Source organism: Bradyrhizobium sp. 155, from assembly GCF_023101105.1.
GTDB lineage: Bacteria > Pseudomonadota > Alphaproteobacteria > Rhizobiales > Xanthobacteraceae > Bradyrhizobium > Bradyrhizobium canariense_D.
In genome coordinates this window covers 2,523,731-2,538,674 of record NZ_CP064704.1, presented here as the reverse complement: position 1 = coordinate 2,538,674, position 14,944 = coordinate 2,523,731, and the positions used below count along the sequence as shown (strand labels likewise).

The 14,944-nt window shown below is 61.0% G+C and carries 13 protein-coding genes; 3 read left to right on the top strand and 10 right to left on the bottom strand.

Annotation, left to right across the window (positions count from 1 at the left end; genetic code table 11):
* Nucleotides 1-37 precede the first annotated feature (37 nt).
* The 10 genes from IVA93_RS12280 to pseG all read right to left on the bottom strand — a co-directional run bounded on the left by IVA93_RS12280 (nt 38) and on the right by pseG (nt 11,466).
* Entirely contained in the window at nt 38-1,264 is a 1,227-nt protein-coding gene (locus tag IVA93_RS12280; protein WP_247485297.1) for an HAD-IIIA family hydrolase, read from the bottom strand.
* A 6-nt stretch (nt 1,265-1,270) separates the two neighbouring features.
* The gene (locus tag IVA93_RS12275) at nt 1,271-2,119 is read right to left on the bottom strand and encodes a hypothetical protein (protein ID WP_247789813.1); all 849 of its coding nucleotides are present in this window, start codon (nt 2,117-2,119) and stop codon (nt 1,271-1,273) included.
* A 17-nt stretch (nt 2,120-2,136) separates the two neighbouring features.
* Nucleotides 2,137-3,522 carry a DUF6418 domain-containing protein gene (locus IVA93_RS12270; protein ID WP_247789812.1) on the bottom strand — a complete coding sequence of 462 codons (1,386 nt, stop codon included), beginning with the start codon at nt 3,520-3,522 and terminating at the stop codon, nt 2,137-2,139.
* A gap of 69 nt (nt 3,523-3,591) precedes the next feature.
* Nucleotides 3,592-4,470 (bottom strand): class I SAM-dependent methyltransferase, encoded by an 879-nt coding sequence (locus IVA93_RS12265; RefSeq protein ID WP_247367458.1) that lies wholly within the window; start codon nt 4,468-4,470, stop codon nt 3,592-3,594.
* Nucleotides 4,471-4,516: 46 nt separating this feature from the next.
* Complete coding sequence (locus IVA93_RS12260) at nt 4,517-5,317, bottom strand: hypothetical protein (RefSeq protein WP_247367451.1); 801 nt, start codon at nt 5,315-5,317, stop codon at nt 4,517-4,519.
* 232 nt (nt 5,318-5,549) lie between these two features.
* The gene (locus IVA93_RS12255) at nt 5,550-7,058 is read right to left on the bottom strand and encodes a lipopolysaccharide biosynthesis protein (RefSeq protein ID WP_204511834.1); all 1,509 of its coding nucleotides are present in this window, start codon (nt 7,056-7,058) and stop codon (nt 5,550-5,552) included.
* 3 nt (nt 7,059-7,061) lie between these two features.
* Nucleotides 7,062-8,459: a surface carbohydrate biosynthesis protein gene (locus tag IVA93_RS12250; RefSeq protein ID WP_247367450.1), complete on the bottom strand. Its 1,398-nt coding sequence runs from the start codon at nt 8,457-8,459 to the stop codon at nt 7,062-7,064.
* Nucleotides 8,452-9,561 carry a pseudaminic acid synthase gene (gene pseI, locus IVA93_RS12245; RefSeq protein ID WP_204511836.1) on the bottom strand — a complete coding sequence of 370 codons (1,110 nt, stop codon included), beginning with the start codon at nt 9,559-9,561 and terminating at the stop codon, nt 8,452-8,454. The genes IVA93_RS12250 and pseI overlap by 8 nt, the downstream gene beginning before the upstream one ends.
* Nucleotides 9,554-10,105 carry a formyltransferase family protein gene (locus IVA93_RS12240; RefSeq protein ID WP_231190546.1) on the bottom strand — a complete coding sequence of 184 codons (552 nt, stop codon included), beginning with the start codon at nt 10,103-10,105 and terminating at the stop codon, nt 9,554-9,556. Before IVA93_RS12240 ends, pseI begins: the two co-directional genes overlap by 8 nt.
* Before the next feature lie 257 nt (nt 10,106-10,362).
* Nucleotides 10,363-11,466: a UDP-2,4-diacetamido-2,4,6-trideoxy-beta-L-altropyranose hydrolase gene (pseG, locus tag IVA93_RS12235; RefSeq protein WP_247485301.1), complete on the bottom strand. Its 1,104-nt coding sequence runs from the start codon at nt 11,464-11,466 to the stop codon at nt 10,363-10,365.
* A 153-nt stretch (nt 11,467-11,619) separates the two neighbouring features.
* On the opposite strand from pseG, the gene IVA93_RS12230 reads away from it, so the two are divergent.
* The 3 genes from IVA93_RS12230 (at nt 11,620) to IVA93_RS12220 (ending at nt 14,900) form a co-directional block, all read left to right on the top strand.
* Nucleotides 11,620-13,020 carry a capsular polysaccharide export protein, LipB/KpsS family gene (locus IVA93_RS12230; RefSeq protein ID WP_247367442.1) on the top strand — a complete coding sequence of 467 codons (1,401 nt, stop codon included), beginning with the start codon at nt 11,620-11,622 and terminating at the stop codon, nt 13,018-13,020.
* A gap of 12 nt (nt 13,021-13,032) precedes the next feature.
* Entirely contained in the window at nt 13,033-13,782 is a 750-nt protein-coding gene (locus IVA93_RS12225; RefSeq protein WP_247367441.1) for a glycosyltransferase family 2 protein, read from the top strand.
* Nucleotides 13,783-13,937: 155 nt separating this feature from the next.
* The gene (locus IVA93_RS12220; RefSeq protein WP_204511841.1) at nt 13,938-14,900 is read left to right on the top strand and encodes a UDP-glucuronic acid decarboxylase family protein; all 963 of its coding nucleotides are present in this window, start codon (nt 13,938-13,940) and stop codon (nt 14,898-14,900) included.
* Nucleotides 14,901-14,944: the final 44 nt, after the last annotated feature.

Here is a 14,944-nt window from a genome sequence, read left to right as displayed (position 1 = left end):
ATTTCAGGCGCGAGCGGCTCCCAAGGCCAACCGGACCCTAGCGCGTTGCTAGAGAGCTGATTAGCGGACGAAGGAACATTGCCAAATCGCCCTCTCTGTACAAGTGGCCCGGCAGCCCCGCGGCGTGCGCCGCTTCGACGTCTCGGCTGTTGTCGCCGACGAGCAAGCTCCCCTCCTTCCGGACCGGCCAGGCCTTCATACAATCGAGGATCATGCCCGGCGCAGGCTTACGCCGGTCGCTGGCGCGCCGAAATGCCTCGACTGTGCCCTCTTCGTGATACGGACAATATTGGTAGTCGTCGATGTGGGCGCCGACCACCGCGAGTTCGCCATTCATCCAGTCATGGAGCCGGTGAACGTCGTCGACGCCATAATAGCCGCGTGCAACGCCCGACTGATTGGTGACGACGAAAGCGTAGTAGCCGAGATCGTTGCAGAGCTTGATCGCCTCGCGTGCACCGATGACCCACTCGAAGTCTTCAACCCGATGGACATAGCCTTTGTCGACGTTAAGCACGCCGTCACGGTCAAAGAACACCGCGGGACGGTTCAACCTGTTGGGTAGTTCGCTCTGCACCCGCCCGAAATCGGCGGGAATGCCAATATCGATGAAGAAGCCGTCATATAGATTGGCAACAAGATGCCCCTCGGCGACCAGCCGCGGAAACACCTGCTGCTCGAGCGAGCATGGCATCTCGTCGATGGAACCGAAGATCTTGCGATCGACACAATAGACGCCGGTGTTGATCGGTCCGCTCGGCTCGGCCCCTGCCGTGAGGAAGCTCTTGACGGTGTTCCCTTCGAGCCGAACGCGCCCGTAGCGGTCGCCCGCCTGATCTCGCTTGAGCGCCATATGAACGATCGCGGACGAGGTCTCCGCGCGCACAGCGAGGTCCAGCAAGTTGAAATCGAACCAGGAGTCCCCGTTCAGAAGAAAGAAACGGTCTTGCAAAACCGCCGCGGCGTGTTTCAAGGCGCCGCCAGTGCCAGACGGGGACGGTTCGCACACGACCGTGACCGATGCACCGCGCCAGCGCTTGCCGTGGTAAGCCTCCAGCACGACCTCGGCGCGATGACCGGCGAGCAACACGATGTCATGGATGGTCGGGTAGCGTGTCAGCTCGTCCAGCAGGTAGTCGAGGAAAGGTCTGCCCCCAACTTCAAGCAGGGGCTTCGGAACGAGCCGCGTTCGTTCGCCGAGCCGTGTCCCTAGACCGCCGACGAGGATTGCAGCTTGTCTTATCATGATTCCCACATGCGCCATGAGCCACTAATCTACGCGGGCCGAGCGCGGCAGCCGGATCATCGCGTACAGCAGCAAGGCGAGTAAGGCAATTGCGCCAGCGAAGAGCGCGTGTCGAACTGGTTGCGGCGACACTTGCGCGATCAACACATCTTCGCTCAAAGACGCCGGATAGGTCTTCGTAGACCCTTTCCTTGTCGCTAGCGCGCGCAGTTCTGCGTTTGCGGCGGCTAGCTTCTCTTCGTTTCTCGCCATCAGGTCGAGCAGCCATACTCGCCGCAATGCTAGCGCGGCTGCGTCGCCGGTCGTGGAAGGCATGATCGAATCGCTCGTCGCCAACGATTCGCGAATTCGCGTCAGGCTGGCGACGTTTGAATCGGCCAAAGCGAGCTGCGCTTCGAGCTCAGAGAGCAGAGGACTGCGCAGCTTTTCCTGATCCTTGTTCAACTGCTGTACCGTAGCCCCTAACGCATTGAGGGCCTGCTGTTCGCTCGTTGCAATTAGGACGAGAATCAATGAATCCGACGTATTCGGACGCGCGTTGAAGCTGTCCAGGATGAGGCTTCGGTCGCGCTGGTTGCTACCGTCCGCCGGCCCTGCCGTACCCAGGGCTCGGGTCAGAAACGTCCGCATATTCATGTGGGCGGCCGTTGCCTGTGGTGTCATAAGATCCTGGCCGTCAAGACGGGCCAGGCGAACACTGGCTCTCGCGCTGTAGGTCGCGGGCACCGTCTGGCTGAGGAAGAATGTAACGAGCATCGCAGCCAGCGTGCCCAGCGGAATCACGGTCAGATGCTGCCGCACCGACCGACCGAGAAATGTGGACAGCTCGCCCACATATTCAGCGAGTGATATCCGCCTCTGCGTCTTATCCATGCTGCGGTCCTTTCCCGTTACGCGACACGTTCGCCTAAATTCGATGACACAGTCACAATCAAACTTCGCCGCCATCGGTCCTCCAGAACATACACGAAGACGGAAGCAGCGAGCTTCATGGCAAATGTGAACTGTATGAAGGAATTGACCATTCCCGACACCATGAAAATCGAAACCGCAAACAAAATGGGTGTCAAGAAAAAGCAGGTGGCATAGCGCTCTTCGACGATACAGCGCGTCAGCAAGAACATGAACTCAGAAAACAATATGGCGGAAATGGCGACGAGACAAAAACCTTCGACCGGCCCTCCCAATTCGAAGAGCACTTCGGGCCAACCGCCGGTGTAGGCCGAGCCTTGCTGGAGGATGAATTGGGCGCGCTCAAGCGGAAGCCCCATTTCCATTAGGAATTGCATGGTCGAGTTACGGTTCGGATCAAACGGGGCAACGAACAGTTTGAAAACGGCTAGGCTGGAGTTCCAGTCGAAATGCACAAAGACGCGCGTATATGTCACCCACCACATTTCGCCCTGCTGCACGAGGATGCGTTGCACCAGCTTGCTCTGAAGCTCGGCGACTTCGGCGCCTCGAACGACGGTGTAGGAATAGACCAGCGCAGTTCCGACCAACGCAAGAAACCCGAGGCCCGGCAGCCACAAACTCCGCAACATCTTTAGGAAGGAGGGTTGTTCGGTCGACTGACGCCCCATCAGGACGGCTCCCAATGGGATCATGAAAAAAGAGAGATAGAGATAGAACGACGAAAAGCGATGCCCGACCGCAAACAAGTACAGCATCACGGCACCGTGCAGCATTCCAAACCGACGATCTAGCGGCCTGCCGTGCAACGCGGGCAGCGCCAAGAGAACGCCGAGCTGAAACACGAGCATCGGGCCCCACTCCAGCAGACGTCGATGCAAAGGTCCGCCATACAATCGCGAATAGTCGAACCGCTCGAGTCCGATGAACAGAGGAATCGGCCCCCTCGCGAGCAATTCCAACCAGAGCGCAAGTACAAACAGTCCAATGACGTAAAACGCCAAGCCAGACAGATCCCATCGCCCCGCCTTGAGCAAGCCAGAGAGCCGGACGACGGATTCGGACGACAGAGCGCGCATGCGTCGCGGACGAAAAGAGAAGAGCAGCGCCGCGATTACGAGCCCCTGGGACGCTGCAAGCGGCAGGACAGCGAGACCGGGCCCGATCTCCCTTTCCAGTTGCTCGGAGAAAATCGGTCCGAATACGTCAATATAGAGAACCGAGACAAGCCGCCAGGCGAAGGCGAAAAGGAAAAAGAACACGATCAGCAAAAGGCCAGGCCGGGTTATCGCGATCCGTCCCATGGCGACAAGCACGACACCGGCAGCCATGATGCAGAGCATCGCCGGAAACAGGCCTTCCAAGCTCAACCACGAGACTTGCATCTTTCCCCCGTCAAGGCCGGCCGCCCCCAAGCCCCAGCTTGCCCCGGGCTAGCACGGATCTCTCAGCGGCTCCCAAGCATAAAGTAATCCATCATTATGCAGCGTGGGCGCGAAATTCATGCGCTCCCTTGCGATCACGCGAATGCGGCCCTTGCGCTCCAATTCGTCGAGCAGCGTCCACAACCGGGTCTGGTAATCCATGGACCGGATGTAGATTCGGCTCGCAATGTCGCGCGGATCGGAAAGCCGCAATATGTCGATCGCAGGTTCAATGTTGATGACGCGCGCAGGGCGCGCCTTCAAGATATGATCCACGACGGCCTCGACCGCGTGCGGTATCTGTTCGATGCAGAAATAGGTCAGGATCGTCGCGCCCGCGAGCTCCGAGAAAGCGGCATCGGCAGGGTCGGTCAGGTCGATGCGGCCGAAGCTGATCCGGTTATCGAGCTGAAAATGGCCTGCAATCTGCCGTCCGGCTTCGATGCCGTTCGGAGCGATATCCAGACCGCGCAGCCTGCTCCAGCGCGAGTCGAGGCCAAGCGAGAACAGATTGTATCCGAAGCCTGCGCCAAGCTCGAGGAGCGAAGTCGCTTCGCCGGCGTGCCGCGACATCAATTGCGAAAGCGCTCCCAGCCGGTATCGATAGTAGTCGCTGGTGGAAATTCGAACGATCTGGCCGTCGACCTTGGCGAGACGTGGCGCGTCGTTATGCCCGACCAGAAAATCCTCGAGCGAACCTTCGCGAAGCCACGCGCGCTCCGAGAGAATCCGGCCCCATTCCCCGGCGTTATACTCTGCGTCGACGATGTCATGGGTTCGGCGGATGTTCTTAAACGCGATCCGGCGAAGACTGCGCGCAATGTCGATGGCATAAGCCCTCGACAGCTCCAGTCGCGAAGCAAGCTTCATGGCAGGCCTGAATGTCACCGAACGCTCTTTCGGAGGCCCATTACGATATCAGGAAACCTCTCCATCACAGACCCAGGAGGAGCTTCTGGAAGTCGGTGGTGTTCGGGGTGGCGAAGAACGGCCGGTTCTTGGCGGCGGGGAACATCCGCGGGAAGGAGAAGAATGTCGCCGTGTACAGAAGCCGTCCATGCCCTGGGCCCATTCGGCTACCCATGTGCAGACATCTGGTCGTGTCCACCATGAAGGACGTCAGCCGTGGCGCCTTCATCACCTTGATGTCGCCGCGCGGGACTTTATCGAATACCTGCTCGTCAGAAAAATGGCTCCCTAGGAGGGGATAGCCGAACTTGTCCGTCGACTGCTTCGGCAGGAACGTGAACGGACCGTCGGCGTCGTCCTCGACGTCGGTCAGATAGCTGAAGAGCTTGATCACCCGGACGTCGTCATGATCGCGATGCCAGAGCTGAGATGACGCCAGATTCTCGCCGGTGTGGCGGGAATAGGATAACAGCACGTAGTCGAGCCAGGGAAGTTCACCTAGTGCGGTCGAGATGACGTTGACGACCGAACTCTGCATCGCGTACCGAACGAAGATGTTGTCTGCACTGAGCTGGCCGTTCTGCATCTCCGCATCAAGCAGGCGCACCCAGAACTTCTTCCAATTCGAACTCTGCTTCGCCTCGAGCCCCTCAATATCTTTCAACCTCATCACCCCGGCATCCGCGAACGTCTGCTGGATCGAAGGGTCCATCAACTCGGTGACGACGGCATAACCATTCCGGTTCAAGTCGTCGGCCTTGGCTTTCTCGAGGGCGGACACAGTCAGCAGTTCGGCCTGGCGTCGCCGCTTCTGCTTCTCGCCCAAGTGCCAAGCGCTGACGCCCGACTTCACCGCCCAACGGAGTGGCGATCGGTTCACGTGCCAAAGCGCCCTGGACATCAATCCCATTATGCCGTCCTCGATCTTGCCGGAAATAAGATTCGCGCTGGTCCCAATGGGGCTCAGTCAGCCGATTTGGCCTTAGCAAATCCGCCAATCGCGAGCAACCGCAGAGTGTCCGCCCGGAACTTGACGAGGCCAAGGGGCACCGGATGCTTCACCGCTGCGCCATCGCACGGGCAAACTTGCCAACCATTGCACGGTCGCTTCGTGTGAGTATGAGACTAACACTCAATAGCCACGCCGCGATGCACCAGACCGACCCGACGATGAACAAGGCCGCCAAGGTCGTCGGTGTCGCGTACATCTTATAGCCGACTGCCATTGCCGCAAGGATCGCCGCCACGACGAGCTGCCTGCCGAGCTGCTGCCAGAACAACGAAATCGGCAGGCTCATGAAAGACAGCATGCGGTGGGCGATGAGCGGCGCAAACAGGACGTAGGACACCACCCAGCCAAGGATGAAGGCGCGTTCGCCCAACCAGATCAGCGTGAGGGCGGTGACGACGTACTGCGTCAGAACCTGCAAATAGAGGAACCGGGTGTTGATACGAAGGAAATCCGACCGCACCATCAACGCCGTTTGGCCCGCACCAAGCATGACGCTTACCGCAGGGATGAACAGCGACAAGGCAAGCCACGGCCATTGATCCGCATGCTGCGGGCCGACCCATACCTTCAATATCTCTTCGGAGAAAAGTGCTACGACGACGAGAATGGGGATAATGACCGCAGCGGGCAGCACCAGGCCGTTGCGCCCGAGCAGCTGGATTCGCCGGACATCGCTGCTCTCATCGAGATGGGTGGAGATCGGAAGGATCGCCGAGTAGAGAGGACTCATCGTCGTCTTTAGAAAACGTGGCAGGCGCGTAAGCAGATCGTAGACGCCGACCTCGGCGGGACCATAAAGTGCGCCAATGATCAGCGGAACGACGCTTTGCTGCAGGGAACCTGCTATTCTGTTGTTGAACATCAACCAGCAGCGGCTTGCGATGTCTTGCCGGCTTGAGCTCGTCCAGGGGCAAAATCGCAACGGCGTGCGGTGCACCGCAAGATAGACCACCAGCGCCAGCATGAGATATTTCGCAGCTATGGTTGCGAGATATGCGTAGGCGATCCATTCAAACGAAGCGTTCCGCCAGACGGCGAGATAGATAGAGGCGACATAGAAGATACTGCCCCCGACTTCCGCCAGGCGGAGCCAGCCATACTCCTCGAAGCCCTTGAGTACGCCTTCGGCCACCAGCCCCATAAAGGCGATGGGAAGGACGAGCGCAGTGATCTGGAGGATCGATACGAATGCCTCCACCTGTTCCGGCGCGACCTTGAAGACGAGCGCAAGCCCGGTTGCCGCCAACCACAGCGTGATGCCCGAGATGACTCCGACGAAGGCTGCGATCAGAGCCAGAAGCGAAATCCTCTCGCTGGCCGCGGACCAATCGCCGAGCCGCCCACGAGCAGCCGCCTGCGTCGTAATCTCGGAGACGCCGAAATCGATCAGAGTGAGAAAGCCGCTCGGAAGAAAGCCGCGTACCAGGACGATCAAGCCGAGAACGACCAGGCCGTAAGATTTCGCAATCAGCCCGACCGCGAACAGACCCAGCACGCCGGCAATGCCGTAAGCGACGGCCGAGATTGCAGTGTTATGCAGAAAGCGGCGCAGCACGAGTTAATTCGCTTCCGCAAGCTGCAGGCTCGCCCCGCTGACCATGCGTCGCGTCCGGACGTTTGCGGCCGGTCGCGCGACAAACCGCTGGCGATCCACTGAGGCTGCATCGAGACGCTGCAATATCGCGTTAACTGTCCCGACATCGAACACCTTTCCGGCCCGACGGCGCTCGCTTTCCGTCGAGCTGTAGCTCCGGCGCAGGACCGAACTTGCCCTGTGCCCGAGCGTTCGACGAACTGCACTGGCCATTAACCCGCGCACGGACGGCGACGGCAACGCCTGCGCCCCCAATTCGCCGCGCCCGGCGGCGGCGATGGTGGCGAGGACCGCATCGGAGACGCGGGCAGAACTCGCGCCGTCCACCGCGGTATAGAGGTCGTTGATGATTTCACGGCGAAATGCTCCCGTCTCCGTGGGTAGCGGCGGCATGCGACCTTCCAGCCCCTGCCGAACCAGTTCGAGCATGTCGGCCTGTTGGGCTGCTCCGCGACTGACCCGTGTCGCCGCATCGAGGCGCAGGGCCGGTGTGTTGAACCATTCCATGCTCAGCGGCTCCACGTTCAGCATGGTGGCCTCGATCGCGGTAGAACAGTTCTGATGGACGAGCAGACGCGCGCCACTGATCCATTCGAGCGACGTTCCGCTCTGGATCACCTTTGCATTCGGCAAGGCGGCGAACGCATCGTACGAGTTGATGTTCTCGAAAGGATGCGGCCGCAGCACGAACTCCACGTCGGAAAAGTGCTTTGCGAGCTTAATAGCCATTTCCAACGTGTTCCGGTAAGCGTGGGCGCCATCGGCTATGAACTGACGGGCGAATTCGCGCGAAAAGCCTGCCTTGACCATCGACTCCTCCTCGTGAGACGAACTGCTGGAGAAGCGCGGGTTCACAGTCGGGAAATTCGTGTTGATGAGAACGTAGCCCGAGCCGACGGACGGCTTCGGCAACGCCGCGCGCCAGGGCGGCGCGCAGAAATCGTAGCGCGGACAACCGGTGGCGTGCAGGATATCCTGCGCGACCGTGCCCTCCCGGAGGAACGCTGCGTACTGTGACTGTCCCCAGACACAGTAGAGATCAACAAGATCGGGGCACCCCGCGCTCTTCACCATGCTCGCAAACTGGTCCGCGTTCTTGCCGCCGATCCCTTCCGTATCAAGGACGCCGACGAGGATTCCGGCGCGTTTGTAGGACTTGATCAGGTCGGCGTTGTTGGGACGGGTGTAGTTCACCAGCACAAGATCGGGCCGCAAGGCCGGAACGTCGAATCCCTGCTCGTACATGGGCACGAGCGTGGCACGCGCGCCGCGCGTCGACAGCTGACGCGCGAGCAGCACCATCCCCTCGAGGTCCCGAAGCGGGTTGTCGACGACCAGACAGACATGCGGCTTGTCAGCCACGAGCGCTCCTCGACATCCCTTGCGATGCTGGAACGGCATCGTCCTCGGACGAGAGAAGATCCCAACTCATGGGCGTGCCGCGGCGTATCGGCCGCCCGACGCGTTTGCCGAGCAATATCTCGAAATATTTCGGCGGCAGGCCGAGGCCAGGCCGGACAATCCGGAGGTTCTTTTCTGTCAACACGTCACCGGGGGCGAGATCCTCCGCCACATAGAGCGAGCGACGGAACACGAGCGATTTGCTCTCTTTCTCGGTCAGACCATAATACACCTGACCAAGGGCAAGCCAGGCACGCTTGGTCTCGACCACAAGGGCCGCCATCTCTTCGGGCTCCATCGAGAATGTTGAATCGACGCCGCCATCGGCACGAGCAAGCGTAAAGTGCTTCTCGATCACGGTGGCTCCGAGTGCAACGCTTGCCACCGATGCGCCGATCCCGAACGTGTGGTCAGAAAGCCCGACCTCGCAACCGAAGAGCGACCGCATGTGAGGGATCGTCAGCAAATTGGTATCGGAGGGGGTGGCCGGATAGGTGCTCGTGCATTTCAACAAGACGAGCTGCTTGCAGCCCCCCGCTCTCGCCGCCCGCACCGTCTCGTCGAGATCAGCCACCGTGGCCATACCCGTCGAGATGATCATGGGCTTGCCTGTCGCCGCAACCCTGCGAATGAGCGGCAAATCCGTGTTCTCGAACGACGCGATCTTGTAACAGTCTACGCCGAGGCCTTCGAGAAACTCGACCGCGGTGGCATCGAACGGCGTCGAAAACGGAATCATGCCGAGCGAGCGCGCGCGCTCGAAGAGCGGTCCGTGCCAGTCCCAGGGCGTATAGGCCTGTTGGTAGAGCTCGTGCAGCGAACGGCCTTTCCACAGGCTGCTAGGATCATCGATGAAGAACTCGTCGCGCGCGAGTTCGAGCGTCATCGTGTCGGCCGTATATGTCTGCAGCTTGAGAGCGTGAGCGCCTGCCTTGGCTGCCGCATCGACGATAGCCAACGCCCGATCAAGCGACTGATTGTGGTTGCCCGACATCTCCGCAATGATGAACGGCTCATGAGACTTGCCAATCGAACGCCCAGAGATGGTGATCGTGTCAGTCATCGTTTGCTCCAGCCTTTTCGATGCGCACCAGATAGCGATGACCGCGAAGCTCGAAGAACGCGGGAAAGCGCTCGGGATCGGCTACCCGGAGAAGATCGAATTGCTCGGCGAGCGGCCGACCGGGATCCAGCCTCGAGTCCTCCGGTGAACGCCGAGGGTAGTAGGTCGGCGCCCGATCATCCTGAGGCGCCGGCGCCTTTTGGCCGATGCTCGCCAAGGCGTCGCTCATGAGATCGAGTTCGATCGCAAACAGCTTCGCATTGATCTCATCGTATAATTCATGGCCTTCGAGGATCATGTGGCGCTGCGCCCATAGGGCCCCTGTATCGACCTGGTCCTCGGCCTCCAAAAGAGAAACAACGATATCACTCTTCCCGTCGAGGATCTGCCAGATGTGGGGCGACCAGCCGCGCCCCTGCGGAAGATCGCTCGCATGGATCACGAGACTCGTCCCGTATTTCGCGCGATCCTGTGCCGAAATGATCTCATGACACGAGATCAGAAACAGGATGTCCCCGCCCGAGAGATCGGCCTTCTTCTGCACGAGCTCGACGTCGTGTGCTGCGCCCGTGAGCATCGCCCAATGCCGTAGATGGGGATAGATCGGGTGCAACTCGCTGGAGCAAAGGATCGAAATCTTCATGTTGAATCGACGGGCCGAACCACGAGTTTACCAAGTTTCGCCCAGCGTTTAGCACGAAAGCCCCGCCGAGCGCCAAATAGCTGTCTCTTCCGCCGGGAACGTCGGCATTTCCCGAACGGCAAGCCGTTGGGAAGGATTTTCGGCTCAGAATCAAGGGGTTATTCGCTCATGCGGGCGGCAACCCGGTTCCGCCCCTCACCATCCGCAAGCGCAAAGGCAGCCTCTGCAAGCGCCCTTGCGCGGGCCGAATCGGCCCGCAGCGAGCGAATGGCGTCGGCAAGCGTTTCTGCGGTGACAGAGGCGGCCGACCCCAGATAGAGCGCGGCACCCGCCTCGGCCAGCGCCGTCAGCGCACCAACCTGATTTGCGGCAATATCGACCACCACGGAGGGCAGGCCCAGGCAGCAGCGTTCCCAGCTCATCACACCGCCCGCCCCGATCGAAAGATCTGCCCGCCGCATCAGCTCGGCAAGGTTGTTTGCACCCCGGTGCACCTCAGCGTGCGGCAACGCGCTGCAAATTCGCATGATCGACTCTGCATGCGGATTGCTATGACCGATGACGACGTCCACAGCCATCCGTGGACTCGCAAGGCTCGCGATCGCCTGCACCGCCTTGGCCGTCTCATTGGTCGGGTCAGAGCCGCCGTAGCACACCAGAATGCGTCCGATCTCGCCGCTGCGGCCGGTCGACAAGCGACGCTGCTCGGCGAATTCAGGTCGCAGCAACGCGTATCGCGGTCCAAACAGCTGCACGCAGGCCTCCGACACCCTGTCGCGATAGCGCGTGTCCATCTGCAAGACAAGGTTCTGATCGAGCAGAATGTCGCAGTCGTGCGAGCGATCGGCCAGATCGTCAATTGCAAGAATTCTCAAACCGTCGCGGCGGCATGCGTTCTCCCAGCGGGCGTCGAGGGCGTAGTGATCGACAATGAGCCAATCGGCCGAGCCGATCTCATCCATAGCCTGGCACGTCTGCTCTGCGTCCCTTTGCCATGTCGTCGGCAGCCAATGGGCATAGCCGCTGCCGGCGCCGGTCATTTCCGCGCTGATCGCTGCCGGCGGATCAGGCAGCAGCCGTACCGCGTGTCGGTTGCCTTCAACAAGTGAGGCAAGTCCCGCGGCGTGGCCGCGCAGGAGAAAGCATGATCTTATTCCGCCTTCGGCAAGCGCGTTCGCCAGCGTGAGGCAGCGTGTCAGGTGGCCCATGCCCATCTGGACCGATGCATCGACGCGAACAACGGTTTGCTGCATGCACTTCATGAACCTGGTTGACCTCTCCGTTTCCGTCGCCAAGGTACCTGACCTGGCCGCCAGCTGCCACAATTCAGCACGGGAACTCACTCCAATCCGCCCTTGAGCTATCGCGCAGGCTTCTATATGCGGACTTCGCAACCAAGCAACCCAGCCAGAAGCATGAGTTCTACAAAGACCATCCTGATCACGACGCTCGCGGAGTACCAGACCCGGTTCTGGGTTCCGGTGGCGCAACGCTTGCGCGCGACAGGTTGGGAGGTCGAGCTGCTCGCCTTCGACGATCGCAGCGCCGAGATATCGGCGGCCGCAGGCGTGCCGGTCACGAACATGTACCGCGACGGCCTCAAGACCGGCGCCTCGCCCGGCGACGCGCAGGCTTTCGACGCGCGCATCGCAAGTTACGGGCTCGACGGCAGCAATTTCCTGTTCAGCCACGAGCGCTTCACTTTCGGCATCCGCGACACGACCGCGCTGCGCCGACGTTTCACGATCTATGCCAACGCTATGGAGGCGTTGCTCGACCGGCTCGAAGCGGAAGGCAAGCGCGCGGTGGTGGTGCAGGAGCTCGGCGGCTTTCTCTCCGTGATCGCGAGCTTCTACGCCGCCAAACGCCGCGGCATCCGCAACTGGTTCATCGAGCCGTCGTTCTTCCGCGGACGGATGTATTTCACGCCGGACAGTCTTGCCGCGCCGCAGGTGATGGCCACGCCCGCCGACGCGGTCTCGCCCGAGGTGCGCGCCTATCTCGACGACACCCTCAAGCAGCAGGCCATCGTCATCCCCAAGAAGGACCAGCATCACTATTCGGCCGCCTTCAAGAAGGTGATCAACGTGCGCAACTCGCGACGCCTTGTCGAAAAGCTCTGGGATCAGTTCGCGCTCGGCAAGCACCAGGAATTCGGGCACAATCTGCGCCACGCCCGCGTGCACGCCGCAATGGCCGTCAATGCGACACGGCTGAAAAGACTCTATCGACCGATTCCGGACACGCGCTTCGTCTACTACCCCTTCCACGTGCCGGCCGACATGGCGCTGACGCTGCGCTCGCCGGACTATCTCGATCAGGTCGCGACCGTCGATTTCCTGCTGCGCACGATTCCGGATTCGCATGTGCTCGTGGTCAAGGAACATCCCGCCCAGATCGGCGCGATCGCGGCCGACCGCTTGTTTGAGCTGTCGCGCCGGTTCGATAATTTTGTGCTGCTGCCGCCGCAGACCAACAATTACACCGTGCTGAACCGCGCCGACGCGATCATCTCCGTCAACAGCAAGTCCGGCGCGGAGGCCTTGCTGCTCGGCAAGCCGGTCGTGGTGATGGGCGATGCCTTCTACAGCTCCTGCCCTCTGATTACCGCGGCCGACCGCCTGCGCGACGTGCCGGCGCGCCTGCGCGAGGCGCTGCAAGCCGGCCCGTTCGATCCGGCCAACAGCGCGCCCTATTTCGAGGCCGCCTGGCGACGGTCGTTTCCGGGCGAGCTCTATATCAGCGACCCCAAGCTGCTCGATACCTTCGCAGCCTCGTTGCGTACGGCGGTCGTCGAGACCGCCGATACGGATTGAACGGAACAAGCGATGCCCCTCGTCTCCATCATCACCCCGTCCTGGAATGTCGAGCGCTTCATCGAGGAAAGCATCGATTCGGTGCAGGCCCAGACCTTTGGCGACTGGGAGCTCCTGATCGCCGACGATTGCTCAACCGATCGCACGCCTGCGATCATTGCGGAGATCGGCGCGCGCGACCCCCGGGTCAAGCTGATCCGGATGCCTAAGAACGGCGGCCCGGCGCTGGCGCGCCAGGCCTCAATCGACCAGGCGCAGGGCCGCTATCTCGCCTTCCTCGACAGCGACGATCTCTGGTTGCCCCCCAAGCTCGAGCGTCAGCTCGCCTTTGCCCGCGAGAAGCGCGCGGCGCTGAGCTACACCGCGTTCCGCCGCATCGACGAGGCCAACACCATCTCCGGCCGATTGATCGAGGTGCCGGCACAGCTGAGCTACGATCAACTCCTGAAGAACACCTCGATCGCAACGCTAACGGCGCTGGTCGACCGCGAGATATCCGGGCCCGTCGCCATAACCAACGAGGGCTATGACGATTTCTGCCTGTGGCTCTCCATCCTCAGGCCCGGCCGCATCGCGCACGGCCTCAACGAGGACCTCGCGAGATACCGCGTCAGGGGTTCGTCCGTCTCCAGCCGGCCGGGGCGGTCCGCCAAATGGGTCTGGAACATCTATCGCAACGTCGAGCAGCTGCCTCTGCTCAAATCGGCTTGGTGCTTCGGCCATTGGGGCGCCCGCGCCTGGCTGAAGCGGCGGGAATTCTAACGCGCCCCACAAAATGATCGACGACCACGCCAGACATAGTAAGACGAGGGTACTATAATACCGTAATCTCAGGCGGCATTTGGCTATTGGCGAGCCAAGCTGTTGTCGATACCACTCGTTGGGCCGCTCCGCCGCCGGGTAATCTGGAACCGATAATGTCATTTGAAAGCTACAAGACCAGCCGCATCCTCGTGACGGGGGGTGCCGGCTTCATCGGATCGCACCTTTGCGAGCGACTGCTCGATGCGGGGGCCGAGGTGGTGTCCGTGGACAATTACTTCACCGGCAGCCGGCGCAATATCTCCCATCTGATCGCAAATCCCCTGTTCGAGGCGGTCCGGCACGACGTCACCTTCCCGCTCTACATCGAGGTCGATGCGATCTTCAACCTGGCCTGCCCGGCCTCGCCGATCCACTACCAGCGCGACCCCGTGCAGACCACCAAGACCTCGGTGCATGGCGCCATCAACATGCTGGGTCTTGCCAAGCGGCTGAAGGCTCGCATCTTCCAGGCCTCAACCAGCGAGGTCTATGGCGACCCGCTGATCCATCCCCAGACCGAGGACTATTGGGGCAATGTCAACCCGATCGGCATCCGCTCCTGCTACGACGAAGGCAAGCGCTGCGCCGAAACCCTGTTCTTCGACTATTGGCGCCAACACGGCCTGCCGATCAAGGTCGCGCGCATTTTCAACACCTACGGCCCGCGCATGCAGCCCAATGACGGGCGCGTGGTGTCGTCCTTCATCGTCCAGGCGCTCAAGGGCGAGCCGATCACAGTGTTCGGCGACGGCGGGCAGACCCGCTCGTTCTGCTATGTCGACGATCTCGTCGAAGCCATCATGCGGCTGATGGCGACCGGCAAGAACATCACCGGACCGATCAACATCGGCAACAATTCGGAATTCACCATCCGCGAGCTCGCCGAGAAGGTGATCAAGCTCACCGGCTCGCGCTCGCAACTGATCTTCCAGCCGCTGCCCCAGGACGATCCGCGCCAGCGCCAGCCCGACCTCACCAAGGCAAAGGCGGCACTGGACTGGGAGCCGAAGGTCGCGCTCGAGGACGGGCTCAAAGAGACGATCGCCTATTTCAAGCGTACGCTCGAGCTAGCTTGATCCAGCCCGCAACTTACGTCGGCCGCAAGCGAGCCTGTCCTCCA

Coding starts and splice junctions, on each gene's coding strand:
- IVA93_RS12280 (WP_247485297.1), bottom strand. CDS start 1,264: ATGGCGCATGTGGGAATCATGATAAGACAAGCTGCAATCCTCGTCGGC.
- IVA93_RS12275 (WP_247789813.1), bottom strand. CDS start 2,119: ATGGATAAGACGCAGAGGCGGATATCACTCGCTGAATATGTGGGCGAG.
- pseI (WP_204511836.1), bottom strand. CDS start 9,561: ATGACTGACACGATCACCATCTCTGGGCGTTCGATTGGCAAGTCTCAT.
- pseG (WP_247485301.1), bottom strand. CDS start 11,466: ATGAAGTGCATGCAGCAAACCGTTGTTCGCGTCGATGCATCGGTCCAG.
- IVA93_RS12230 (WP_247367442.1), top strand. CDS start 11,620: ATGAGTTCTACAAAGACCATCCTGATCACGACGCTCGCGGAGTACCAG.
- IVA93_RS12225 (WP_247367441.1), top strand. CDS start 13,033: ATGCCCCTCGTCTCCATCATCACCCCGTCCTGGAATGTCGAGCGCTTC.
- IVA93_RS12220 (WP_204511841.1), top strand. CDS start 13,938: ATGTCATTTGAAAGCTACAAGACCAGCCGCATCCTCGTGACGGGGGGT.